This window comes from Ruegeria sp. PrR005 (genome assembly GCF_010500245.1).
Lineage (GTDB): Bacteria > Pseudomonadota > Alphaproteobacteria > Rhodobacterales > Rhodobacteraceae > Ruegeria_B > Ruegeria_B marisflavi.
In genome coordinates this window covers 1-25,426 of the sequence record NZ_JAAGOX010000002.1, presented here as the reverse complement: position 1 = coordinate 25,426, position 25,426 = coordinate 1, and the positions used below count along the sequence as shown (strand labels likewise).

Below are 25,426 nucleotides of genomic sequence, written 5' to 3'. Positions count from 1 at the left end.
ATCAAATATATTTCCAGCCCTAGGCTGTTGAGCAACCTGACCCGGGGAGAAACGGATGCCTTTGCGGAACGTGCTCATTGTCGGAGATTTTGCCGAAGTCAACGGCGGTCAGGCGAAGGTCGCGATCGACAGCGCGCGCCTGCTGGCCGATGCCGGTATTCAGGTCAGTTTCTTTGCCGCATCCGGGCCGGTCAGCTCTCTTCTTGAGCATCCGAACATCCGGACCGTTTGCCTGGATCAGAAAACGCTGGCCGACAATCCCAGCCGCATCAACGCGATGGCCACCGGCTTGTGGAACTCCCAGGCTCTAAGAGCACTCCGACAGGAAATTCAAAGACATGACCCGGCCACGACGGTTTTGCACTGTCATGGTTGGGCAAAAGCGCTGTCACCGTCTGTCGGCCGGGCATTGACCGATGGCCGGCTGCCTGTGCTCTACACAATGCACGAGTATTTTCTGGCATGTCCGAATGGCGGATTCTACGACTACCGCGCCAATGAGATCTGCACACGAAAACCGCTCGCCACTGCCTGCCTGACCAGGAATTGCGATTCCCGACATGTGAGCCACAAGGTCTGGCGCGTTGCCCGCTCGGCAATTGCAAAGGGCCCTGGACGCATTCCCCGCCATTTGCACGATGTCGCCTATATCTCTGAAACCCAACTGCGAGCGATGCGGCCCTACCTTGCGGATGATGTGAACCTGCACGCTCTGCCGAATCCGGTGGCAACAGGTGGTGCAAAGATTACTTCTGCCAGCAACGACACATTCGTCTTTGTCGGGCGACTGTCCCCTGAAAAAGGCGGATTGTCGTTTGCCAAAGCCGCGAAAATGGCAGGTGTCCCGGCGCTCTTTGTGGGTGACGGTCCAGAGGAGGAGAGCATCCGAGAAGCATATCCGCAAGCGGAAATCACCGGATGGGTTTCACCCGAAGAGGTACAGAGATGCCTGGAAAGAGCGCGCGCGCTGGTGTTTCCCAGTCAGTGGTACGAATGTCAGCCTCTTGTCCCCATCGAGGCGCTGCTTCGCGGTATTCCGGTTGTCTGTGGCAGCTGGACGGCTGCCTCCGAAGTGGTGAGACACGGCGTAAATGGTATTCTGCACGATAAGAGAGACATCGAAACACTGGCCGAGAGTCTCAGATTGGTCCAATCGATCGGTGACTTCGAGTCTTCCGATTTGGAACGTCTGGTATCCCCGGAAAATCACTTGTCCCGGCTGCTCTCGATATACGAGGAAATGCTACAGCGGCGGCGTTGATTACCCCCGTTCCCGCCAGGCAGACAAATCCAACCCGAATTCCCTTTCGAGCGGATCATAAGTGACCTCGAACTTTTCCCGCAATCGAAGGAATGCGTCGTCAGTCTTGTCCTTTACCGCAGGGCGCGTGTTGAAACGCCGGTAAACACCCCGCGCGAATTCATATGCGCGCCCTTTGGGGAGGCGATCCCTGATCGCCATGTTCAGACTGTGAAGGCGGCGATTGACCACGTTGTAACTTTCGTTGCTCGCTTCGAATGCATAGTCGTCGTAGAAACGTGGGTCGATGCCACACCAGGCTGCAATCCCCGACATGAACGCCAAGGGATCGCGTTTCAGATCTTCGAACAGGCAGACCTTGATCCGGTCGCAGCCGAGCCGGTCGCGCCACCGTTGAAGCCACGGTAGGTAATCAGCGCAGTCCAGGGCATGGCGAGCCAATTCGTTACCACCGAAATCGTGGCTGCCGCATTCCGAAGCCTCCAAAAAGTCGGCAAAGCTCATCTCGGACGGGATGTAGGCCCAGTTGTTACTGAAATAGTGATAGACGGACCGTATCTGCGATGCCGGTTCCCTTAAGACAAACAGGCATTTCGGCGCACTTTCCAGCCTTGGGATCTCGGCCAGGGCTGTACGGCTGTAGATATACGCAGGTGTCGCTTCGAACAGAAGGCAACCAGGGTCATCGGTTTTGGCGAACGCCTTGGGATAGTGCGTTAGGCCGAGGCCAAAATTGAAATCAGGGCGAAAGGCGTGACTGTCGGGATCCATGAAGAAACAGGTTTCTTTCGGAACCGACCCTTGGGTCTTTGGATGATCGTCGAGCCAGTCAAAGATCGAGGATGTCCCTGCTTTGGGTACTCCGGCAATGATCAGACCTGGCAAGCGTTCATTCATTGCTATCGGTCCCCTTACTCCGCTTTCTTCTCAAGAGCGCATGCAGGTTCTCTGCCATCTCCGCAGCAAAACGTTCCTGAGAAAAGCGATCTTGGTACGTTTTTTCAGCGGCAGGTCTCATTTTGGCCAATTCATAGCGGCCCACTTTCGACAGAAGATCCGCCAGCGCCGTAACTTCCAGCGGGAAGGACCAGCCATTCTTGCCCTCGTCCACAAGCTTTTCCATGCCACTGCGCCGCGCGACCATCACCGGAGTGCCGTTTCTGTAGCCTTCTGGAACCACCAGCGGCAATCCTTCCCAGCGGGAAGGAACGACAAGGGCATCGGCAGACCGATAATAACTGTCGATCTCATCCGGCCCGACCCAACCGTGATAGCTAACACCTTCGCCCAACTCAGGCATCTCAGACCCTCGCACCGCACCCCCGACCAGGTGCAAATGCAAATCACTGTTTCTAGAGCGTGCAAGATCATAGGCCGACAAGAGCAGATCCAGCCCTTTTTGATGGTCGAACCTGCCGACGAACAACAGGTTCACGCGGCTCGACGCAGGGCGATCGAACAGGTCAGAGCGAGCGGCCGGGTCAGGTGGACCCACGGCGTTTTCGACAACCACATGATGGCCACGATATCCGAGCTTTCCTGCGGTTTCGGCATCCGAGGCCGAGACATTGACAACGAGATCGGCAAGTCCGCACAGGTTACCCTCGACAAACCGAACAACGCGCGCCTTCCACCCGTCTGCTTGCAGCGTGCTCGCAGCCCAGCAATGTGCGCAATACACCGCGGGCGTCCTGTCCCCAGCCAGACGCAGGACCATCAAAGGCAGCAGCGAGAATGTGCTGTGAAAGAAATAGAGATCGGGGCGCAATTGCCGTCTTTGCAGCCAAAATGCGCGCAGCAGGTTCCACATCGCCACCGGCCCCCGCCGGCTTCTCTGAAACGTGGCGGCGCGGCTGGAGTCCCGCAGGATACCCTTGTCGGCTTCCGGCAAAAGGACCGAAAGCGAAAACCCGAAAGGCTCAAGTGCTTGCAACAGGTCCTGGTAGCGGCCTACGCCGCCCTGTGCGGTTTCGCAGACATTCAAGATCCTTGTCGTCTGGCTTGAATTTCCAGCGGTGCCCGAGACACGCGCACTGCCAGACCCGTCCGCATTGTCTGCCCGATGATTCCCGGTTGTTCGGTTAACCATAATTGTCTCGCTCAGAAGCAGTGTTCCCGAATGCCGGAAAATTCAGCAGATCAGCCCTTAACTGTTCACCATTCATCAACAGAAACAGACTGTTTCCATATCGGAATTTCATTGACTGCCTCAATTTATGCGAAAAACCATATAAAAATGATACCTTCAAGTTTCGTAGGGTTATCTGGGCTGGGGGGCTCCGAATGAAACTAGGTAGGGTTCAGCTATCGCTGGCCGATCAACGGTATATGGAGGCCATCGTACTTCCGGAGTTAACAGGGTTCTACCGGAGTTTCGGAAAGCGGTCTTTTGATGTGGCTTTAGGTGTTTTGGTGCTGGTAGCGAGTTTACCGATCATGCTTGTTCTCATGGTCATTACGATGCTGGATGGCGGGCCTCCGGTGTTCGCCCATGAACGTGTGGGCAAGGGCCACCAGCGGTTCAAATGCCTGAAATTCAGAACAATGCGCGTGGATGCTGACGCGGCGCTCAAGGAGCATCTGACCAGCAATCCAAGCGCGCGAAAGGAATGGGAAGAACATCACAAGCTTTCCAAAGATCCAAGAATCACGCCCATTGGCCGATTCCTGCGCCGCACCAGTCTGGACGAGCTGCCGCAGCTGCTGAACGTGATTCGAGGCGATATGAGCTTTGTCGGCCCACGGCCGGTGACCGACGAAGAGCTTGTGCGCTATGGATCTCACTTGCCCAAATACCTTGCGCTGCGCCCCGGCGTTACCGGGCTGTGGCAGGTAAACGGGCGCGGCAGAGTCTCGTATGAAGAGCGCGTGATGATGGACGCAACCTATTTTTACAAGCTAAGCTTGCTTGGAGATCTGGGTTTGATGCTCAAGACCGGCTTGGTGATTTTTCAGTGTCGTGGTCGATGAACGAAGACAACGCAAACAACACGACCCGCAAGCAAAGGGATGGGTCCATGAACGGCGAAGTGTCGCTGGCCGATATATTTCGGCAATCTTTTGCCTTTTTGAGGCGACATGCCGTTCGCATTTTGGTCTTGGGATTTGTTTGCGCTTCGCTCATGATCCTTGCCGTCCAGCGAATGGAACGGTTGTACAAAAGTTCCGCCCAGTTGTTGATCGAACGGCCCGCAACCAACCCGATCGAAGCGGAAAATCCCACCTTTCCCACGACCGGGACCAGTTACGTCGACAGCCAGATTCTGCTGATCGAAGCGGATGACACGTTGATCAAGGTCGTGCGGGACGCTGGCTTGACATCGGAGCCCTTTTTCCAGTCGCAGCCACCCGGGCTTTTGACGAAAGGCATCCGAGCACTGAAATCAGTGTTGCTGGCCAGGGACGAGAAAGAAAAAGCATTGCCCGAGGGCGCACCGGATCGTCCGACCCTCAACGCCAAGAACAAGCTGTCAGAGGCCCTGACCGTCAGCCGCGAGGGCGACACGAACGTAATCACTATTGATGTACGTGCGAACTCTCCCTCTCTGTCGCGTCGTGTGGCAGAGGCAGTGGCAGCGACATATGTCGAATTACGTCTGGATCAGCGACGCGAGGACGCGAGGCAGATCAGCAAGTGGATTGATGCCCGGGCCGAAGAACTCCGCCACGAAGTATCCCGCGCGGAAAAGGCCGTTACCGATTTCCGGGTCAAACACGGGTTGATTGGCGAGGCAGGTGGAGCAACCCTCAGCAATCAACAAATGACCGAGCTGAATGCCGAATTGGTCGCAGCCAATGCCAATCTGGCGATGAAGCAGGCGGCACTGGACCGGGCGCGGACCTTGCAGCAACAGGATGGTGATATACTCAACCTTCCAGAGGTCCAGAACTCGGAAATCCTGACGGAACTGCGACTTCAGCTTCTGGAAATCGAATTGCGGGAAAGGGATCTGAGCGCGACATCGGGGAGCAATAATTCGCGACTGCAACAGGTACGTGAACAAAAGGCCGCCATTGAAAGACAGGTCGACGCACAGTTAGAACGCATGATCAGTGTTCTTGCCAACGAGGTCGAGACCGCCGAGAACCGTGTGCAGCTTCTGACCAACGCACTCAGCCTGGCTGGTGGACAATCAACCATCGAGATTCGCAACAACGTTGATCTGCAACAGCTGGAGCGCGTGGCCGAAGCCTATCGGATCAGATATGAGCGCTACCTGAACAATGCGGGTCTTGCCGAGGAGATCACATCTTTCACCACCAGCGGTACTCAGGTGGTAACCTCCGCAACCGTGCCGCTCGAACCGGTGTATCCCCCGGTAAAAGTCTTCGTGATCCTCAGCTTCCTGCTGGGAAATATCGCTGGCATTCTTTTGGGTCTGGCTCGCGAAGCGCTGGACACAACGTTCAAGACTTCGGCACAGGTCGAAAGCGTTTTGGGCCTCAAGGTGCTTGTTCAGCTGCCCAAGCTGACCAAAACACAGCGGATTCCCGACATCATCGAGCAGGAGCCGCTTGCCCCGTATACAGAGAGAATTGCGGCGCTGCGCTATTCCCTTCGCAATAATCGCTCGGCGGATAGTTTGGCACCAGTCATTTGCCTTGCCTCCACGACCCCGCAAGAGGGAAAGAGCTCCATCGCGGCGGCCATGGCGACTTCGGGCAATGTTGCGGGTCAGCGCATTCTCCTCATTGACGGTGATCTTCGCCGCGCGGGTCTCTCGGCACAATTCGGTCTGGAAGACGAAGTTGGTCTGGCCGACATCTTGCAGGGCAGCGAGTGGAAGTCGGGCGCGAGCGGCAGCGATGGCGTCCTGGACGTCTTGCCCGCCGGTATCCTCACGGACATGCCGATCAATGCCCTGGAATCGCCCAGACTGGGAGAGTTTCTGGATCAAGCCCGCCGCGACTATGACATGATCATCATCGACGGCCCTCCGGCAGCCAATGCTGCCGACTCGGCCATCCTGTCCCAGAACAGCGACAAGGTGGTGTTCGTCGTGCGCTGGGGGCAGACCGAGTTCGCAGCCGCGGAGCGGGCCTTGACCCGCCTGTCCCGCCGGAAAATCGTGGGCGTTGTGATGAATTTCAGCGAGTTGGACGATGATCCCTGGCTGGGCGAGACCTATCGCTTGTATGACCGTCCGCATGCCACGGCCAAGAAGACGCGCGCGGGCAAAGTCACCTCGATTGCGGATTGGGGGCGAAGGGCATGAACTCCGCAACACCCAGGGCAACAACGCCCCGGATGTTGCTTTGGGCAACCACGGTTCTATTGGCTACCTTGTCATTGACCTGGATACAGGTCGCATCCGCCGCGGGTTTTCAACTGAAAGTTCCCTATGTCGCTGCCATCGTGTTGGGGATCGTATTGTGCGGCTTCCCCAACCGTTTTGCGGCGGGGCTCAGCGGGTTGTTGCCAGCGGTGTTTCCGTGGCTGATCGTTTACATGATTTACCTCGCTCTGCTGTCGATCAACCTGGCCGGCGCGCCGTCCAAGGGAATCGTGTTGCGGCAGGTCTTCTTTGTGATTTGCGGAATGACCTTTGCTTTGGGTCTGGTCGCAGCCAAAGCCGACAATCGCATTCTGCGCCGAGGCGGTGTGCTGGCGATCGTTCTCTTCTTCCTGGTGACCGAGTACCTGGCACGCCAGATCGGCGTAAGCTGGGTCAGCGCGATAACCCGCTTTGCGACAACCGGAGATCTGGATTACATCTTCTATCATTTCCTGCGGGAGATTTTCCAAACGGTGGCCCCTGCCGGCGTCGAAGTTCCCGCCTCTGAGAAAAACATCGTCGCCGTCTGCATGTTCACGGCCCTTATCTTGCTCAGATCAGGGCACACGAGTACCAGACCGGATTTTGTCGGCATTGCCCTGACCGTGTTCCTGCTGGGTGTTCTGGTGATTTTCAACACCCGGTCGGTGCTCATGATCTCGGCCTTGGGGATCCCGATTGCGGCCTGGATAAGGCTGCTGCGCGAAGGCGTCCGCAATCCGGGAGAGTTCTATGTCAAGTCATTCGCCATCCTGGTTCTGGCCATCGTTCTGATCCTTTTGCTCTCCGCCGGGTCAGCCGCGATGGACGAGTTGGAATCCAGACTGTCCTTCAACGACAATTCGACCGAAGGTCGCCTTACGCAATACGGCTGGGCCCTGGCGCATATCGAACGCAATCCACTGCGAGGGTCGGGCCTGATCGAGATAAACGGCCAACTCGTCCATAATCTTTTCCTGGGGGCCTGGCTGCACGCGGGTTTGGTGCCGTTCCTACTTGTCGTATCCACCTATCTGCTGATGATCGTATCCTGGCTTCGATTTGTGGCGACGATCGTCGTTCGACCGGCGCAATGGGTTTTACCGCTCCGGGCCGAATGGGTGGCCGTTCTTCCCATGCTTCCCTTTTTCAGAGTTTGGGTGGCCGGTGACGCCGGGCACCCGGGCTTTGGCGAGTGGATCGCCTTGAGCGCGTTCTTTGGCATCGTGACCGCTAACCGGCTGGCCCAACGCTCTACGTCCCAACGCTCCAAATCGCCATCCGGCATCAATGTCGCTGTGACATGACCTCAATGGCCAATCCCCCCTCACTGCGCCGGAATGTAGCCTACTCCGCACTTGGACGAGGTTACTATGCCGTCACACAGTTTGCCGTGATCGCCCTGACCGCGCGCATGGGACAGGTGGAGGATGTGGGCGCACTGACACTGGCCTCGGCGATCGTCACACCGCTGTTTTTCCTGACCTCGATGGGGATGCGCGACGTTCATACGGTGGACGATCTCGACCGCTTCAACCGGTCAGACTATGTGGCGCTCCGCGTGATGGGCGGCTTTCTGGCCATCGTCCTGTCCGCTGGTGTCGTGTTTTCCACCTATGAACTGGATGGCGGGCTGATACACGCCTCCGTCCTCGCGTTTGCCCTCGTAAAGTTCTTTGGCGCGCAGTCCAGTCTGAACCACGGCATCTTTCAGCGTGACGAGCGACTTGATTATGTGGCCTGGTCGATTTTCGCCCGGGGTACCTTGGGGTTGATTGCCTATGGGGTCGCTTTTTGGCTGTGGCATAATCTGCCGCTTGCACTTTTTTGCGAAGCGGCGGCCTGGTTCCTGACCTACTACATCGTCGACTTGCGCCTGCTCACGCGTCTTGGGGCGCGCACTGCCCTGGCAGAACTGACCCGGTCGGACCCCCGGCGTCTGATACTGCTGGCATGGTGGATACTGCCCATCGGAGTGGCATTGTGGCTGGCCCGTGCGTCTGCAAGCGTTCCAACCCTTGTTCTGGAACGCCAAGCCGGCTTGGCGGCCGTTGGGGTGTTCGGGGCGCTGGCCTATGCGCACACCGCCTTGTCGATGCTGGCCAATACATTGGGCAGCGCATCAGCCGCGCGCCTGCGACGGTACTTCAGGGAGGGCCGACACGATCACTTCTGGTTGTTGGCCCGGAAACTGACATTTGTCTCTGCTGGTTTTGGAGGCATCGCTGTGGCGATAGCCTGGGTTTTCGGTAGACCCGTGATCGAACTTGTCTTTGGCGCGGACTATGCCGAGCGCGAGTTGCTCACGCTCATCGTGGCGGCCTCGGCACTGGCCCTGATCGCGTCACCGCTGGTGACTGTCGTAACCGCAGCTCAGGCATTCCAAGCTCGGGTTTACATCGCGCTGTCGATGTTTCTGGCCGGTGTTGTCGCGGCCTTCGCCCTGATCCCCCAATATGGTGCAATCGGCGCCGCCATGTCCTTTGGGATTTCGAACCTCTTCTATCTTCTCGCAACGCTGATCGTATGCCGCGTTCTTGTAAAACGGTCAAAGGTCTAGGTACCTCATGAAACGTTTCGCCAAGACTGCACTCGACCAAGCCCGGCAGATGCGATTGCGGATGCTGAAGCAGCAAGAGGCCAGGAATGCGCTCAGGGTCCTGGCGGATCATGGCGAAATCTCTTCTGTGGCTGTCAAACGGTTGGCGCGAGAGGATGCACAAGAGCGGCTGGGCAACGTCCGGCATGCGCTGTGGCTGGAACTCTATGCAACTGTGTCAGGGGCCTATTGCGATGGGTGGTTGCCCGACAGCTACTACCTCGAAGAGGTCATGCCGCGTGTGAACGGGATTTCACATCATCTTGCCTGGCATGGTGCGACCAACGCCCTGTTTTTCGATCACCCTGCCCTGCCCGATGTCTTGTACACGCTCAACGGGCGCCTTTTAGGGCGGGACTATACGGCTTTGACGCTCAGGCAAGCGCAGGAGCGTGTTTCGGGCCTTGTCGTCTTCAAGGCGGATCGCTCGGGCTTTGGAAAGGGCATCCAGACACTCGATTTTGCCGACCTGGACGAGGCCCGCCTGCGTGCACTGGGCAATGGCCTGTTCCAGCCGGTGATCCAGCCGCATGAGGCGTTTGGGCGGTTCGGCGTGACGTCCCTTGCCACATTGCGTCTTGGGACTGTCCTGCCGCAGACAGGCCCGCCTGAAATCCGATGCTGTTATCTGAAAATCGGACGCTCGGGTCAGCAGAATGTCGTCGCACACAACCAGGTGCGGGTGGCGGTGAATTGGACCTCTGGCGCAACAGACGTGCGCGGCTACCTGTCCAACTGGCAACCGACTGATGTGCATCCTGACACCAAAGCTGCACTCAATGGGTTCGAGGTCCCCGGAATTGCCCAGGCAGCAAGATTGGTTCGGGAGCTTCATTCAAGGCTGCCCCTTCCCCGGTTCGTATGCTGGGACCTGGCCATTGACCAGAACGAAAACGTTCGCCTGCTGGAATGGGAAGGTGGCGTTGTCAGTTTCGCCGAACCGACCCAAGGCCCCTGTTTCACCGGCCTCGGCTGGGACAGGCTTCATCTTGGCACATCTGTCGCCCAAAAGGATAAAACAGGAGAACAAGAACGCACATCCACCACAGCTGGCGAGGTGCCAAGATGCGAAGCCTCGCGGATCGGAAGACAACGGGTCGGCGATGAAAGAGGGTAGGATAGTGTCATCGCCGACGATCACGGTTGGTGTTGCAACGGCAAACCGACCTCAGGTGGCCGCTCAGCTGATCCAACATCTGGCGTCCCTGTCCGATGCACCGGACCGCGTCGTCCTCTCGATCTCGGATGCCAGCGATGTTGATCCCTCGACATTCACCGCGGTACCCTTTCAGATCGAGGTCATCCGTTCGAAAAAAGGCTCCTGCGCGCAGCGGAACGCGATCCTGAAACAAGAGGTGGGCCGGGATATCGTCTTGTTCCTGGACGATGATTTCCTGATCGTCGATGGCTTCCTGACAGCCTTGCGCCAGTTGTTCACCGAACACAGCGATTTGGTTCTGGCCACGGGACGTGTGATTGCCGATGGGGCCCGAGGGCCAGGATTGGATTTCTCCGAAGGCTTGCGCATCCTTGGCAGCGCCAGCATCGAGATTGGGAACAACGCGACCAGCGACGTCAGATCGGCCTATGGCTGCAACATGGCACTGCGTATGCCGGTTTCCGGCGAACCGGCGGAAATGTTCGACGAAACCCTGCCCCTGTATGGTTGGCTCGAAGATCTTGATTTCTCGCGGCGGGTTGCGCGTCGCGGGCGGGTTGTCCGCGCCGATACGCTGGTAGGGGTGCATCTGGGAACCAAGGTCGGCCGCACCAAGGGCAAAATGCTCGGATACTCCCAGATCGCCAACCCGGTCTATCTGTGTCGCAAGGGAACCCTTGGCTGGCGACATGCCGTTCGTTTGATGACACGAAACTTTCTGGCCAACCTCGGCGGATCAATTCTGCCGGCGCCGTGGGTCGATCGCCGCGGTCGTTTACGCGGGAACGTGATCGCTCTCATCGATCTGGCCAGAAAACGGTCCTCCCCTACCCGTATCCTGGAATTCCAAAATGAGGAATGAAATGGATGCACCGATGACGGATCAGGCAGTGGAGCGGACCCAGGGCAGTTCCCGAATGCGTATTCGCGCCTTGATGGGCTGGGGGGTTTCAGCGCAACTGATTTATGTCGCCTGCCAGTTCGTAACGCTGATCGGGCTGACCCGGTTCGCGACAGTCACCGAAGTCGGCATGTTCGGGCTCGCGTCAGCAATCGTGATACCTGTCTTCTTCTTCTTTGGTCTCGGTATGCGGGTCAATGTCGCCTCTTCGCAGCAATCGGACTATGCCTTCAACGATTTTCTGTTTCTCCTGTCGGTCTCGCTGGCGGTTGGGCTGGCATTGGTTTCGGCCATCGGTCTGGTCTCGTTCACCGGCAGCCAACTTCTGATCCTGCTCATCCTGGCGGCGACAAAATCCGCCGAGTGCCTGTCTGAACTCTGCTACGGGGTTTTCCAGCGATATGACCGGATGAACCTCGTTGCGGGTTCGGTCGTATTGCGCAGTATTGCCGGGACAGTGCTGTTTGTCGCGCTTCTGGTTTCGGGCTTGCCGGCCACTTCGGCGTTTCTGGCCCAATTCCTTGTCTGGTCGGCAGTCGCCTTGCTGCTCGATCTGCGGTTTGCGACGGTTCTTTCGCGGAAAAAACAAGATGACAGCCCGCACCGGTCAGACAGGGTCTTCAGGCTGGCCAGAGAGTCGATCCCGCTGGCAGCAAATGGATTGCTGTCCGCATTGCAGGGCAACATGCCCAGGTATGTGATTGCATGGCTTCTGGGAACAACGGCGCTTGGGCATTTCACGGCCGTAGCCTATGCCATGCAGGCAATTACTACGGTGACAATGGCGGCGGTCGAGTCACTGGTCGCCCGTTTCCGCGAATATATCACAGCCTCGCGCAACGATGCGTTGCTAAGGACATTCATCCGCCTCTTTGCGGGTCTTGCACTGGCAGGAGTTGCCGGTTTCGGAGTGTCGATCCTGATTGGCGATTGGCTGGTCCAATCCGTATTCGGACCGGATTACGCAGGTCTTGGGACGCTATTGGCAATTTGCGTTCTTGCCGGAATACTGCGCGCGTCCACTCTGGTCCTCCAAATGAGCCTGATGGCCGGGCGTGCATTTGCGATAGTGTTGCAAATGCGCATAGTGTCGTTGGCGGTAATGCTGTCGGCCTGCGTTCTTGGCGGGATGCTCGCGGGCCTTTCGGGGGTTGCCATTGGTATGTGTGCCGCCTTTGTCGTGTTTTTGTTCATGCTGGTTCGCGCGGTCAAGACGCACGTTTTTCGACCGGTGAGCCTTCAATGAGCAAAAGAGGCGAAATCCCGGGAAATCCGTGTTCGGGCAGTCGAAGCGCTATGGGGAGCAAATTCTGATATGGACCTGATCAATCACGCTCGGCAAATGAACTCGAGGTTTCTTGACAGGTTCTCGAAGCAACGGTTCGTCTTTCACCACGTTCCCAAATGCGGAGGAACTTCGGTCGGGCGCGCGTTGCGTATGCGCTACCTGACCAGCCAGGCGACGGTCAAACCAGAGCCCAGCTTCAGGGCATTCAAGGCCTTTTCCGGGCGCACCGATACCGAACAGATGTTGATCGACGTGATCAATCTGCGAAAACAGATGATGCTGTATCTGCTCTATGACGATGTGCGGTGCGTTTCTCTGCACGTTCCCTTTTCACGGGCCGCCTATCGCGAGTTTCACCAGACATACAAATTCATAACCATTCTGCGCGAACCGGTGGCCCGTTTCATCTCTCACTACAATTGGAGCAGCGGCCGCCCCGGTTCACATGGTTACATTGAGGAGAGCTTCGACGAATTCCTCACCTCCGAGCGCGCATGGCGAATGGGGGCAGAGTATGTCGAGATGTTCGCCGATCTTCCAACCTCGGCCGATATCCGTACATCCGAGGCCGTGAATATGGCCATATCCAATCTGGCGGCGTTTGACGTCATCGGGCGGCTGGACGATCTTGAAGGATTTGCAAAGGATATCCATTCCAATTTAGGCGTTCGTGTGAAGATCGGTCACGAGAACAAGGCCCCGGGCGGCGCCAAAAACGTCTCAACCAAAGATCTGAGCCCGGAGCAGATGGAAAAGATCCGCGACGTTTGCGCCCCGGATATCGCGGTTTGGAACGGGGTGTTCGGTCCCGACGGAAAAAGGCTCACGCAGCCAGCTTGCGCGCCAGGTACCTGACAAGCGGCAGTGGGGCGTCCGGCATGGCGTTTACCGCGCAACTGCGCCGCAGCAGGTCCAATGACTTCGGACAACTGTCAGGCGCCGGGCCGTTCGACCCGCCAATCCACTCCCAGGGCGAAAACCCCGGATGTGACATTCGTCTGTTCAGGATCGGCCCCCACTCGGTATAGACATGTTTCGAGTTGTCAAAGATCCGCCTTGCCCCTCGGCGCGCCGCGAATTTGATCGCTTCTGCCTCGGTGTCGAATGTCAGGACCAACCCCGCAACCTCGTCGGGGTCGTTGTGAGGGGCAATCGGATATCCCGCCTTTCTCAACGCGTCCGTCAGTACGGCTATCCGAGATCGGGTCTTGTTCAGACGACGGGGAAGCTTTTTTAACTGCACCCGCAGTATCGCCCCCTGGATTTCACTGATACGATAATTGCTGCCCAGAAAGATGGCATTGGGATCTGGCACCCCCGCGGTCCGAAACCCGATGCCCATGTCATGTGCATTGCGCGCCCGCGCCATCAGACCGCCGGTGTTGGACAAGACCGCTCCGCCTTCACCACAGGTCATGTTCTTGTGCTGATTGAAGCTGAAGGTGCCGATATCTCCGATACTGCCACAATAGCGGCCCTTGTACCGGATACCCACTGCCTGACAGGCATCTTCGATCACCTTCAACCCGTATTGGTGCGCGATGGCAATGATACGCTCCATGTCACATGGGCGGTTGAGCATATGCACAGGAATGACAGCGCGGCTGCGCGGGGAAAGCTTCGCGACGAGGTCCAGAGGATCGATGGACAATGTCTCGTCCACTTCGACCAGGACGGGAACCGCGCCGACGAGCAGGACAGCCCCCGCGCTTGCCATCCAAGTGTATGCGGGCACCAGCACCTCGTCACCGGGGCCGATTCCACAAGCCTGCAAGGCGCAAATCAGGGCCGCGGTACCGCTGCTCACGGCCAGCGCCTGTTCCACGCCGGTGTAGGCCGCCAGTTCTTTTTCAAAGTTCAGACAAGTGTGCAGCCCGTCATCCGTCCGCAACAAGGTTCCATTGGCAAAAACCTGACCGACCGCAAGCCATTCACGCACCCCTAGCCGAGACATTCGACACCCATCCTGGAAACCGGGCGCTTGGGTCAACAACCGGTTGCTGCGCGGTTTGGTTAATGTGACACTCGTTGTCGCATCATGAGGCATCTAAGCAAATTTTCCATGCCATTTCAAAGTCTCAATGAACTCGAAGACGGCATCGCGCTGCACGCCGATTTTCTGATTGTGGGCGGGGGCGCGTGCGGATTGACGCTTGCCCGCGCCTTGTCGGGACAGGGCAAACGGATCATCCTGCTGGAAAGTGGTGGATGGACCGAAGATGCCGATCATGAGGCCCTGAACAGAGTGGAGATGGATGGCTGGTCCAGTTCCGAGTTTTCGATGCGGGATCGCTACCATGCGAACCTGACAGGTCTTTGGTCGGGCGAAAACCAGGCATATGGCGTCCGTTGCAGGGGTCTGGGCGGTTCGACACAGGCGTGGGCCGGGAAGTCGGTACCACTGGATGCGCTGGACTATCGGAAACGCGATTGGGTTCCCTATTCTGGCTGGCCGTTGACGGCAGAGGAGTTGCAGCCGTTTGTCGAAGCTTCAGTCAAACTCCTGAACCTAGGGCAGCCGATCTTTGACGAACGCGTCTGGGAAATTCTGGGGCGCCGCATTCCTTCACCCCGCATAGAAGGAGATGTCTTTCGTACCATATTCTGGCAGTTCGCGCGCTCTCGAACCCAGCAAACGGACATGATGCGGTTCGGTGCCGACTTTCGAGCCAACCCGCCGCCGGATGTCAGAGTTCTACTGAATGCGACGGTGACAAACCTGCTTTGTTCGGAAAACGGCCAGGCGATCACCGGTGTCGAGGCTCAAAGCTTGATGGGACGAAAGATCACCTTGCACGCCCCGAACTGCATCCTGGCGGCAAGTGCAATCGAAAACGCCCGCTTGCTTTTGATGTCTCGCGATAGGCATGCAAACGGCGTTGGCAACACCCGCGATCAGGTCGGGCGCTATCTGATGGACCATCCGACGGCAACAGTTGCTCATGCCGCACCAGGGCACGCAAAGGAACTGGCGGCAAGGTTCGGTCTTTTTGGACATCGAGAGAATGGGCGCACGCATGTTCACATGTACGGGGTCGCTCTGACCGAGCGTTTCCAAAGGGCCGAGCACGCCCTGAACGCAGCCGTTTTTGTGACCGAAGAACGCACGCCGGATGACCCGTTTTCCGCCCTTCGGCGCCTGCTGCGACGACAAAGCAAATCGCGCATGTCCGATGTAACCCTGGTGCTCCGAAACCCGGTGCTTCTGGCCCGTGGCTCGGTGACGCGCGCCTTGGATCGCGGATACCTGCCGGACTCTGTGGCCCGGGCTTTCACCGACGCAGCATTGCGGTTTTTTCCCAACACGGTGGCGCGCGATTTCAGCAACGGACGGCTGCCGGTCAAACTGGCGGGTTTGCGTTTCGAAGCAACGACAGAACAGCCCCCCTGCCCCGAAAACCGGATCGTTCTGTCAGACCGGCGCGATCCCTTGGGGCTTCCGGTGCCCCATGCGATCTGGGCGCCAGGCGCCGACGCACGCGGCAACTTGTTGAGGGTTGGAAGAAACCTGTGTGAAAGCTTTGAATCAGTCGGGCTACCGCCCTTGGAACCCGCATCCTGGGTCAGCCGAGGATCTCCGGAGGAGGCATCGGTAATGGACTTGGGCCACTCTCTGGGTACGACGAGGATGTCCGACGATCCGGCAAGCGGTGTCGTCGATAGAAACTGTGAGGTGCACGGCGTTTCGGGATTGTTCATTGCCGGAGGCTCGGTCTTTCCGACCTCAGGCCATGCCAACCCCACCCTGACCATGTTGGCGCTGTCGCTGCGTCTGGCGGAACACCTTAAAAACAGACATTGTTAGGCAGTGCGGTCCGAAACCTGCCGAGTTGTCGAACATTCTGCGTCCTGCCCCTATCGGCAAAGTATCTGGCATCACGCCCTGTCCAAATACGCCCGCCTCAATAAATGAAAGCGGCAGATTGGCGCGCCAACGATCAATCTGCGGAAAGACCATTGCAAACACAATCAAAATATTGAATATATAGAGCGTCAGGCCGTGCGATAACCGCGGTCCTGTTCGACTGCGACCCGAAAGGTGCCCCATGAAAAGAACCGTCTTCGCTGCCGCGACCTGTCTTCTCGCGTTCATTTCCGGATTCGCAGCAGCCGCCGAGTCGACTGTAGAGCGGGTGACGAAAACAGAATGGAAGGCGGTATTTGCCAAGGTGGAACCGCGCAACAACATCCCTGCGCGCTCTCGTCTCGGCGGGACGCTACAAGAGGTATCGGTGGACGAAGGATCTCAGGTCACGCAAGGCCAGCACATCGGCACGACCGTGGACGAAAAGCTGGTACTGGAACTGCGCGCCATCGATGCGCAGTTGATGTCCCTGAACTCGGAACTGACCAATGCCCAGGCAGAACTCGCACGCGGTCTGAACCTGCTGGAACGTGGGGTGACGACCGAGCAAAACGTTGATGGTCTGCGCACCAAGGTCGAAGTGATCCAGGGGCGGATCGGCGCGACCGAGGCGCAAAAGGATGTCCTGTTGCAACGCACGGACGAAGGCCGGATCCTTGCCCCTATCTCGGGCACCGTGATCTCGGTGCCGGTAACGGCTGGCTCCGTCGTTCTTCCTGGCGAGATGATCGCGGCCATTGGTGGCGGCGGCTTCTTTTTGCGTCTGGCGGTTCCTGAACGGCATGCCGATTTTCTCAACGAAGGAGACGAAATCCAGATTGGTGGCGCTGATGGCGCCGAAACCGGAACCCTGGCAAGGCTTTATCCGCAAATCGAAAACGGACGGGTTATTGCCGATGTTGAAGTGGCAAATCTCTCGGCGGATTTCATCGGGCGCCGGGTATTGGTGCGGCTGCCGGTCGGCCAGACCGAAACGATAGCGGTCCCGGTGGATGCGGTTGAAACCCGGATGGGGCTCGATTTCGTCCGCGTGGCCTCGGCCAGTGGCGCGGCATCCGAAAGGGTCGTGATGATCGGTGAACCGTTCGATCTCGCCGGAACCAGAATGGTAGAAGTCCTGTCCGGCCTGAGTGTCGGCGAAACGCTGGTGATCGGTCATGAGTGATCCCAAGACGCCAACCGGGCTCGGCATTGCCGGCGGGCTGACCCGGGCCTTCATAGGCTCGGCCCTGACACCGCTGATGATCCTGGCCGCCCTTGCAATGGGCTTGGTCGCCCTGATCAGCCTGCCACGCGAGGAAGAGCCGCAGATCTCGGTGCCGCTGGTCGACATCCACATTCAGGCCCCGGGGCTCAAGGCCGAGGACGCGGTCAAGCTGGTGACCGAACCGATGGAAACCATCGTCAAAGGCATCAATGGGGTCGAACATGTCTACTCCCAGACCAGCGACGACTACGCGATGGTCACCGCCCGGTTTCTTGTCGGCACCCCCGCCGACAGCGCCATCCTGAGAGTGCATGACAAGGTTCGCGCCAATATCGACCGGATACCTGTCGGCATACCCGAACCGCTGATCGTCGGGCGCGGGATCGACGACGTGGCGATCGTCTCGCTGACGCTCAGCCCGAAGGACCCCGCCAGCGGGATTGCCGCCAATGACCTGACCCGGATCGCACGGGAATTGCAGGTGCAGGTGGCCAAGATTGCCGATGTCGGACTGACCTATCTGGTGGGCGAAGCCCCCGAGGCGATCCGTATCGCCCCCGATCCCGAACGGCTGGCGCTCTACGGTGTCACCCTGCAACAACTGGCAGGAAAGGTGCAGGGCGCAAACCGCGCGCTGGCGATCGGCTATATCCGCAACAACGGCGAACAGATTGCGCTGGTCGCTGGCGAAACCCTGCAAGCGCCCGCTGAAATCGCCAACCTTTTGCTGACCACCCGAGACAACCGGCCTGTCTATGTCCGCGATGTCGCTGATGTCAGCTTTGTGCCCGATACCTCGGACCGGATTGTCGCCAATGTGACCCGAGGCCCGGATGGCACCATCGAACGGACCCCAGCGGTCACTCTGGCCATCGCCAAGCGGGCGGGCGCGAACGCTGTGATTGTGGCCGAGGAAATCCTGCACAAGGTCCATGCGCTCGAAGACAGTCTGATCCCCGACAGCGTCGAGGTTTCAGTGACCCGCGACTATGGCGAGACCGCCAACGAAAAGGCCAACGAGTTGTTGTTTCACCTGGGCCTTGCCACGGTGTCCATTGTGGTTCTGGTCCTGTTTTCCATCGGCTGGCGGGAAAGCATCGTTGTCGCCGTGGTGATCCCTGTCACCATTCTGTTGACCCTCTTTGCTGCCTGGATCATGGGCTACACGCTGAACCGGGTGTCGCTTTTTGCTCTGATCTTCTCCATCGGCATTCTGGTCGATGACGCTATCGTGGTGATCGAGAACATTGCCCGCCACTGGGCAATGCCGGACGAGGCCAGCCGATCACAAAAGGCGATCCGCGCCGTGGCCGAGGTGGGCAACCCCACCATCGTTGCCACCCTTACCGTGGTTGCTGCCCTGTTGCCGATGCTTTTCGTCTCGGGGCTGATGGGACCTTATATGAGCCCGATCCCGGCCAATGCCTCGGCCGCGATGATCTTTTCCTTCTTTGTCGCAGTGATCATCACCCCTTGGCTGATGGTCAAGATCGCCGGTCGCGCCCCGGCCCATGGCCATGGTGGTGGACATGATGCCGAACATGGCGGGATGCTGGGGCGGCTCTATCGCGCCGTGGCGCGTCCGCTCTTGAGGACCAAGGGCGGCAGTGGGCTGTTCCTGCTCCTGGCGGCGGGGCTCTCCTTTGGCTCGCTTGGCGCGCTTTACACCCGTGACGTGACGGTCAAGCTCTTGCCGTTCGACAACAAATCCGAGCTTTCGGTGGTTATAGACCTGCCCGAGGGATCCTCGGTCGAGGCAACAGATGCCGTGGCGCAGGCTGTGGCGACAGCAGTTCTGCAACTGCCCGAAGTGATCTCGGCCCAGACCCACGCGGGCGATGCGGCGCCGTTCAATTTCAACGGTCTTGTGCGCCACTATTATCTGCGCGCGCGGCCGGAAATGGGCGATGTTCAGATCAATCTGGCACCAAAGGGCGAACGCAACCGCACCAGCCACGACATCGCGCTGGAGATCCGGCAACGGATCGCAGAGCTTGACGTGCCTGCGGGCACCAGCCTGAAGACGGTCGAACCGCCGCCGGGTCCGCCGGTCATCGCGACCCTGCTGGCCGAGATCTATGGTCCCGATGGCGACAGCCGCCGTGCTGCGGCAACCAGAATCCGCGAGGCGTTCGAATCCGTGCCCTATATCGTCGATGTCGACGATAGTTTCGGCACCCAACCGCGTCGGCTGCGCGCCACTGTGTCGACTGACCAGCTCGATTTCTTCGGGGTCGAGGAACAGGATGTCTTCACCACGCTGGCAATCCTGAATGCCGGTCAAACTGTCGGTTACTCGCACCGGGGCGAAGGCCGCTATCCGATCCCGATCCGGGTTGAACGGGACCAGGCCAACCGCGTCGTCGACGAGCGCTTCCTCTCCACCCCGGTGCCCGCCAATGTGCTTCCGGGTGCGCGCGGTGTTGTCGAACTAGGCAACGTGATCGAGATGCGTGAGGAATATGCCTCCTTCCCGGTCTTCCGTCACAACGGGCGCGCCGCCGAAATGGTGATGGCAGAGCTTGCGGGCGAATTCGAAGCACCGCTTTACGGCATGCTGGCCGTTGCCGATGCTTTAGAGCAGATGGAGTGGCCGGAAGGCGAGAAACCCGAGATCCGCCTGAACGGTCAGCCCGACGATGAAAGCAAGATCACCCTTCTTTGGGACGGCGAATGGGAGGTGACCTGGATCACCTTCCGCGACATGGGTGCGGCCTTTGCCGTGGCGCTTTTGGGCATCTACATCCTGGTGGTGGCGCAGTTCGGGTCGTTCCGCTTGCCGCTGGTGGTACTGACCCCGGTACCGCTGACCTTTCTGGGCATCATCGCCGGGCACTGGCTGTTCAATGCGCCCTTCTCGGCGCCGTCGATGATCGGGTTCATCGCGCTTGCAGGCATCATCGTGCGAAACTCGATACTGCTGGTGGATTTCATCCGCCACGCCGACCCGGCGCTCGACAAGATCGAGACTCTGATCGAGGCGGGTGCAATCCGGTTTAAGCCGATCCTGCTGACAGCAGTTGCCGCGATGATCGGCGCCGCGGTCATCCTGACCGACCCAATCTTTCAGGGTCTGGCGCTGTCGCTGCTCTTTGGCCTGCTCAGCTCGACCTTGCTGACGGTGCTGGTGATCCCGGCGATCTACCGCGTATTCAAGACCTGAGCACGCGGGCATAGACCAAAGTGCAATTGCCCTCCTCCGCCCCACATGGCCCAATGCGGCACGGAGGAGGAGCCGATGTTCACACGCAGCAGTGCACTTGCCGTCGCCATTGGCCTGATGGCCGGATCGGTCTCTGGTGCGCCACAGGTGCAACTGGACGATCCCTTCTCATCGGGCATGTGGGACTATCACCAGGAGGCACTCTTGGGCGACCCGGCGAAAATCCAGTTCGATGACCGGGTCCGCGTCATCGCACCGGACACGGCAGAGGACGCGTTCAACGTGCCGCTGCTGGTGGATGCTACCGCGCTGAGCGACGTCGAAGAGATCGTGATATCGGTCGACTATGGCCCCATCCCCAAGATCCTGAGCTTCTTTCCCGGCGAGGCCGAACCCAAGCTTGCCCTGCGGTTCAAGATCGACCAGGCCACGGCAATCCGGGCCTCAGTCCGTACACGCACAGATGGATGGCACGTCGGCGGCACACTGATCGACGCGGCGGGCGGCGGGTGCAGCGCACCGGCCCAAGCCTATGCCTCGGACGACTGGGAGGAGAAGCTGGGCGAGATGCATGGCAGGTTGTGGAGTTCCTCGGGGCGCGCCAGGGTGATTGTCGATCACCCGATGGACACCGGGCTGGCCGATGGCATTCCAGTCTTCATCATCCGCGATCTCACGTTCAGCACCGACGATGGCCATGAAGTTGCCCGCATCGCGTTGAGCGAACCGGTGAACGAGGATCCTGCCTTTACCCTTTATTTCGATCCCGAAACCATGCCGTCCCTGCTGCATGTGCGCGGCCGCGACAACAATGGCAATGAGATCGAGGGCATTCTGACCGACGAGGAAGTGAACTGATGACCACCCGCCGGGCGGCGCTTGGACTGTTGGCGGGCGGTGTGGCGCATGTCACCCAGACCTCGCCGCTCTGGGCAGAGGCGCGACACAGCTACGACCTGCGCCCAGTTCCCATCCTCTCCGGGGTCTGGATGATCAAGGGCGCGACCGAGTATTTTTCCCGCGACAATGGCGGCGCCATCGTCAATTGCGCCATCCTGCAAGGTAAGAGCGGGCTGATCCTGATCGACAGCGGGTCATCCCGCCGATACGGCGAAGCACTGAATCTGGCACTGCGCAAACTGGACCTGCGCGGCGTGTCGACAGTGATCAACACCCATCACCATCCGGACCATTACTTTGGCAACCAGGTCTTTGCCGATAAACCGATCCTGGCGCTTGGCGGCACCATTGCCGCCGCCCGCACCGAGGGCGACGGGTTTTCGGACAACATGTATCGGCTGCTGGGCGACTGGATGCGCGGAACCGAACCGGTGCCCCCGAGCATCGAGATTGGAACAGGCGACATCGTCGTGGACGGCCGTCGCCTGGCCGCCCTGCCCCTTGGCGGCCATACCGCCAGCGATCTTGCCTTGATCGACGCCGAAACCGGCCTGCTGATCACGGGCGATCTGGTGTTTCTCGACCGCGCGCCCACAACACCACATGCGGATCTGGCACGCTGGCAAGAGGCTCTGACAACTCTTGCGGCGGTACAGGCACCGGCGGTCTTGCCCGGCCATGGTCCGCTCGACCGCGCCGGCATCGCGATCCGTAAGACCAGCGCCTACCTGACCTGGCTGAATGACAGGCTGGTCGCGGCGGCTGGCATGGGCCTAGACATGATCGAAATCATGGAAACGCCCCTCCCCGACGAGTTCGCTTCCATGGGGGCGCAGCCGCAAGAATTTCACCGTTCGGTCAGCCATCTGTATCCCGAGATTGAACGGATGATCCTGCCACGCGCGAACTGAGCGGCGTCAGTCCAGCCAGACAGGAACCGGCTCAACCGGCTCTAACCGCCAGCCTAGGTCCGCCCAACCGTCGGTTCCGTGCGGATACCAATGAACCTGCAAGTACCCCAGGGCCGCGATCCTCTGAGCCGCGTTCCAGCTCATCCAGCAATCGGCCACACAGAACACAACAACGGCATGGGCCTTCTTGCCGACGGTCGCCCGCTCAAGTTCCCGTTGCAAGTAGCGTTCGATCACTGGTTCAAGCACCCCCCGCCCTACCTCGGGCAGCCAGACCGCCCCAGGCAGGCTCATGCGCGGCTCGGACACCAGCCAGGTGCCATCCAGTTCGTCGAAACGGGATTGGGAAGCTCCAAACACATCCAGCGCCAGCGCCCCACGGTCCAGCAGCGTCCTCGCCCAAAGGGCCGAAACACGGCGCACAGGCATTGGAATGTCATCCGGCACAGGCGCCCGGTGACGGGCGATCCTGTATCCGGACTCGGGATGGAACAGATCGGGCCGCCGTTCGCGAATACTGCCGTAACTCTCCGCCACGGCGGTTTCGGTCAGCCAGGCGAGCAAAAGACCGGTTGCCGCAGCGATCCTGCGCATTGCCAGTTCCTCCGGTGTTTCCGACCCAGATTGGCGTTCCGACGGGACGACCTGTCAAGATGCAAGGCACCGGATTAGACCTTTGTCCAATGTCGCCGGTTCGCGGGTTTGCCTAGCTTTCGGGCATGCGCGCGTTGCTTTTCTGCCTGATCACGATTTGCCTCTCGGTGGCGGCCAGAGCGGATCTGCTGTCCCCGGCGCAGATCGAACCTTTTGTCAAACCTCCGCTGCTGCTGGGCGAAAAGTTTGACGGTTCCGAGGTCTATCGCCTGGTCGATGTCTATGGCGCCGAGGCGGGCTATGTCTTCGAAACCGAGCCATTGGCGCCCCTGCCCGGGTTCTCGGGTGCACCTATCAACCTGTTGGTGCAACTGGACCGCGCGGGAAACTTCATCGACGTCGACCTGATCGAACAGAATGAACCGATTTTCGTTTCCGGCCTAGGTGTTGCGCCGTTCAAAGCCTTTCTCGAGCAGTACAAGGGATTGAACATCGCCAGCCCCATGGTCGTCGGAACCCCCTATGGCAACAGCGGGTCCGAAAGCTCTTCACTCGTCTACCTGGACGGTGTGACCAAGGCGACCGCTTCGGTCCGGATCGCGCACGAGAGCATCTTGGCGGCCACCCTTACGGTTGCGCGGGACAAGATGCAGGGGCTGAAGATCGGACAGCCATCGCGGCCCGATCCCGAACACCAGGAGGACCTCGACTGGGTGGCGCTGGTCAATCTGGGCATCGCTTCGCATCACGTGGTGACAAATGAACAGGTCCAAGCGGCCTTCTCAGAGACCCTCTGGGCAGATGACGATCCGCTGGCAAAGGCAGAGCCAGATGCCCACTATATCGACCTCTGGATCGTTGACATAGGTCCTCGATCCATCGCCGCCGCCGTGTTGTCTCCTCAGACGTTGCAAGAGCTCGGTGACTTTCTGACACTGTCACCACATGACGAACCCCTCCTTTTGATCGAGACCGCGCGCCACGGTCTGGTGGATGAGGATTTTGTTCGCAACACCGCACCGGATCTGTTGACCGCCCAACAGGGCGGTTTACCCGTTGCCCTGCGGGATGCGGATCTTTTTGTCGAGCTGGCTCCAGAGTTGCCGCAGGGGGCCGCAATGATCCTTCGGGCGGATCGCCGCCTGGGGTTTGATCCTGCTTCGGAATGGATCTTGTCGCTCAAGGTCCTGCGAGAGCATGGCAGCTTCCGCCCGGTTATCGGGTCCGCCGAATTCACGGCACAGCACAGCACGCCTGGACGCTTCTTTATCACACCGCAAAGCCCCGGGAACAAACCGGCGTGGCGCGCGGCCCTGGAACACAGACTGCCTGATGTTCTGGTTCTGCTCCTGTTTCTGGCAGTCCTGTTGCCCATCCTCCTGTTCCGGCAAAGCTGGCTCGCCGGGTTGCGTCTGTTCACACCGATCCGACTGGGCGTCCTCGCCTTTGTGCTTGGCTTCATCGGCTGGTGGGGACAAGGGCAGCTGTCGATCGTAACCCCCCTTGCGACCTTGCACACGATAACCACAGGCGGCAGCCTTGCCTTTCTGGCATACGATCCATTTTCACTGGTGATCTGGTTGGCAGCCCTGTTGGGTTTCTTTCTCTGGGGACGTGGCTTGTTCTGCGGCTGGCTGTGTCCGTTCGGTGCACTCCAGGAGTTTGCACATCATCTGGGCCGCCGCCTTGGCCTGCGCCAGTGGAACCTGCCCGACCAATGGGATAAACGGATGAAATGGCTGAAATATGCTGTGCTGCTCGGGCTTGTCCTGGTTGCGGTTCTGGCCCCCGATCAGATCGACACCGCGGCAGAGATCGAACCGTTCAAGACCGCGATCACCACTTATTTCCTGCGGGAGTGGGCCTATACGGCTTATGCTGTATCGCTGGTGCTGATCGGGATGATCAGCTTCAAGGGCTTTTGCCGATACCTTTGCCCGCTGGGCGCTCTGATGGCAATCGCTGGGCTGTTGCGGCTGCGCCACTGGATACCACGACGCCCGGAATGCGGCAGCCCCTGCCAGTTGTGCCGCGTCCGATGCCAGTATGGGGCAATCCGCCCCTCGGGAAAAATCGACTTTGACGAATGCTTCCAATGCCTCGATTGCGTCACCATCCACGACTCGACCGAACACTGTGTTCCTCTTGTCCTCAAGTCGCGCGGAAACACCCGCATCCGGTCCGCCTTGGAGACAAGTCAGCCCCGCCAGGGATGATCCGTGGCGGGGCTGTTTGCAAAGTGCACTCGCTTTACGCCGCCGCTATTACGGCGCGTTTTGTCATGACGTTGACGAGGTGTGCGCGGTATGGTTTTGAGCCGTGC

The 25,426-nt window shown here is 59.2% G+C and carries 20 protein-coding genes; 15 read left to right on the top strand and 5 right to left on the bottom strand.

Annotated features, from left to right (window positions below; genetic code table 11):
• The first annotated feature begins 55 nt into the window (after positions 1–55).
• Positions 56–1,261 carry a glycosyltransferase family 4 protein gene (locus tag G0P99_RS01080; protein WP_164126908.1) on the top strand — a complete coding sequence of 402 codons (1,206 nt, stop codon included), beginning with the start codon at positions 56–58 and terminating at the stop codon, positions 1,259–1,261.
• Here the strand turns inward: G0P99_RS01080 and G0P99_RS01075 are convergent, their stop codons facing one another.
• Complete coding sequence (locus G0P99_RS01075; protein WP_164126906.1) at positions 1,262–2,158, bottom strand: sulfotransferase domain-containing protein; 897 nt, start codon at positions 2,156–2,158, stop codon at positions 1,262–1,264.
• Complete coding sequence (locus tag G0P99_RS01070) at positions 2,151–3,245, bottom strand: glycosyltransferase family 4 protein (RefSeq protein ID WP_164126904.1); 1,095 nt, start codon at positions 3,243–3,245, stop codon at positions 2,151–2,153. The genes G0P99_RS01075 and G0P99_RS01070 overlap by 8 nt, the downstream gene beginning before the upstream one ends.
• A gap of 299 nt (positions 3,246–3,544) precedes the next feature.
• Between G0P99_RS01070 and G0P99_RS01065 the strand changes: the two genes are divergently transcribed.
• From G0P99_RS01065 to G0P99_RS01030, 8 genes are all read left to right on the top strand, one after another.
• Positions 3,545–4,231 (top strand): sugar transferase, encoded by a 687-nt coding sequence (locus tag G0P99_RS01065; RefSeq protein WP_239059628.1) that lies wholly within the window; start codon positions 3,545–3,547, stop codon positions 4,229–4,231.
• A 47-nt stretch (positions 4,232–4,278) separates the two neighbouring features.
• Positions 4,279–6,477 carry a polysaccharide biosynthesis tyrosine autokinase gene (locus G0P99_RS01060; protein ID WP_164126901.1) on the top strand — a complete coding sequence of 733 codons (2,199 nt, stop codon included), beginning with the start codon at positions 4,279–4,281 and terminating at the stop codon, positions 6,475–6,477.
• A 74-nt stretch (positions 6,478–6,551) separates the two neighbouring features.
• Positions 6,552–7,823, top strand: coding sequence for an O-antigen ligase family protein (locus tag G0P99_RS01055; RefSeq protein ID WP_164126899.1), 1,272 nt, complete (start codon positions 6,552–6,554; stop codon positions 7,821–7,823).
• 5 nt (positions 7,824–7,828) lie between these two features.
• Positions 7,829–9,076 carry a lipopolysaccharide biosynthesis protein gene (locus tag G0P99_RS01050; RefSeq protein ID WP_164126898.1) on the top strand — a complete coding sequence of 416 codons (1,248 nt, stop codon included), beginning with the start codon at positions 7,829–7,831 and terminating at the stop codon, positions 9,074–9,076.
• Between the two features lie 7 nt (positions 9,077–9,083).
• Positions 9,084–10,232 (top strand): sugar-transfer associated ATP-grasp domain-containing protein, encoded by a 1,149-nt coding sequence (locus G0P99_RS24630; protein WP_239059627.1) that lies wholly within the window; start codon positions 9,084–9,086, stop codon positions 10,230–10,232.
• Positions 10,114–11,136 (top strand): glycosyltransferase family 2 protein, encoded by a 1,023-nt coding sequence (locus G0P99_RS01040; RefSeq protein WP_239059637.1) that lies wholly within the window; start codon positions 10,114–10,116, stop codon positions 11,134–11,136. The genes G0P99_RS24630 and G0P99_RS01040 overlap by 119 nt, the downstream gene beginning before the upstream one ends.
• Positions 11,126–12,421: a lipopolysaccharide biosynthesis protein gene (locus G0P99_RS01035; RefSeq protein ID WP_370462668.1), complete on the top strand. Its 1,296-nt coding sequence runs from the start codon at positions 11,126–11,128 to the stop codon at positions 12,419–12,421. Before G0P99_RS01040 ends, G0P99_RS01035 begins: the two co-directional genes overlap by 11 nt.
• Before the next feature lie 69 nt (positions 12,422–12,490).
• Positions 12,491–13,318 carry a sulfotransferase family 2 domain-containing protein gene (locus G0P99_RS01030; protein WP_164126892.1) on the top strand — a complete coding sequence of 276 codons (828 nt, stop codon included), beginning with the start codon at positions 12,491–12,493 and terminating at the stop codon, positions 13,316–13,318.
• Here G0P99_RS01030 and G0P99_RS01025 read toward each other — a convergent pair.
• Positions 13,287–14,417, bottom strand: coding sequence for a DegT/DnrJ/EryC1/StrS aminotransferase family protein (locus tag G0P99_RS01025; protein ID WP_164126890.1), 1,131 nt, complete (start codon positions 14,415–14,417; stop codon positions 13,287–13,289). The genes G0P99_RS01030 and G0P99_RS01025 overlap by 32 nt on opposite strands.
• A 108-nt stretch (positions 14,418–14,525) precedes the next feature.
• Here G0P99_RS01025 and G0P99_RS01020 point away from each other — a divergent pair, with 108 nt between their 5' ends.
• Positions 14,526–16,268 (top strand): GMC oxidoreductase, encoded by a 1,743-nt coding sequence (locus tag G0P99_RS01020; protein WP_164126888.1) that lies wholly within the window; start codon positions 14,526–14,528, stop codon positions 16,266–16,268.
• On the opposite strand, the gene G0P99_RS25010 is transcribed toward G0P99_RS01020, so the two are convergent.
• Positions 16,188–16,652, bottom strand: coding sequence for a hypothetical protein (locus G0P99_RS25010; protein WP_370462678.1), 465 nt, complete (start codon positions 16,650–16,652; stop codon positions 16,188–16,190). The two genes, G0P99_RS01020 and G0P99_RS25010, sit on opposite strands and share 81 nt — an antisense overlap.
• Here G0P99_RS25010 and G0P99_RS01015 point away from each other — a divergent pair.
• The 4 genes from G0P99_RS01015 (at position 16,555) to G0P99_RS01000 (ending at position 22,509) form a co-directional block, all read left to right on the top strand.
• On the top strand, positions 16,555–17,493 hold the full coding sequence (locus G0P99_RS01015; protein WP_370462676.1) for an efflux RND transporter periplasmic adaptor subunit: 939 nt from the start codon (positions 16,555–16,557) through the stop codon (positions 17,491–17,493). The two genes, G0P99_RS25010 and G0P99_RS01015, sit on opposite strands and share 98 nt — an antisense overlap.
• Complete coding sequence (locus G0P99_RS01010; protein ID WP_164126884.1) at positions 17,486–20,698, top strand: efflux RND transporter permease subunit; 3,213 nt, start codon at positions 17,486–17,488, stop codon at positions 20,696–20,698. Before G0P99_RS01015 ends, G0P99_RS01010 begins: the two co-directional genes overlap by 8 nt.
• A gap of 75 nt (positions 20,699–20,773) precedes the next feature.
• Positions 20,774–21,556 carry a quinoprotein dehydrogenase-associated SoxYZ-like carrier gene (locus G0P99_RS01005; RefSeq protein WP_164126882.1) on the top strand — a complete coding sequence of 261 codons (783 nt, stop codon included), beginning with the start codon at positions 20,774–20,776 and terminating at the stop codon, positions 21,554–21,556.
• Complete coding sequence (locus tag G0P99_RS01000) at positions 21,556–22,509, top strand: quinoprotein relay system zinc metallohydrolase 1 (protein ID WP_164126880.1); 954 nt, start codon at positions 21,556–21,558, stop codon at positions 22,507–22,509. The genes G0P99_RS01005 and G0P99_RS01000 overlap by 1 nt, the downstream gene beginning before the upstream one ends.
• A 6-nt stretch (positions 22,510–22,515) precedes the next feature.
• Here the strand turns inward: G0P99_RS01000 and G0P99_RS00995 are convergent, their stop codons facing one another.
• A complete protein-coding gene (locus G0P99_RS00995; protein ID WP_164126878.1) occupies positions 22,516–23,103 on the bottom strand; it encodes a PQQ-dependent catabolism-associated CXXCW motif protein in 588 nt (195 codons plus the stop codon).
• Between the two features lie 125 nt (positions 23,104–23,228).
• Here G0P99_RS00995 and G0P99_RS00990 point away from each other — a divergent pair, with 125 nt between their 5' ends.
• A complete protein-coding gene (locus G0P99_RS00990) occupies positions 23,229–25,319 on the top strand; it encodes a 4Fe-4S binding protein (protein WP_164126876.1) in 2,091 nt (696 codons plus the stop codon).
• The last annotated feature ends 107 nt before the right edge of the window (positions 25,320–25,426 follow it).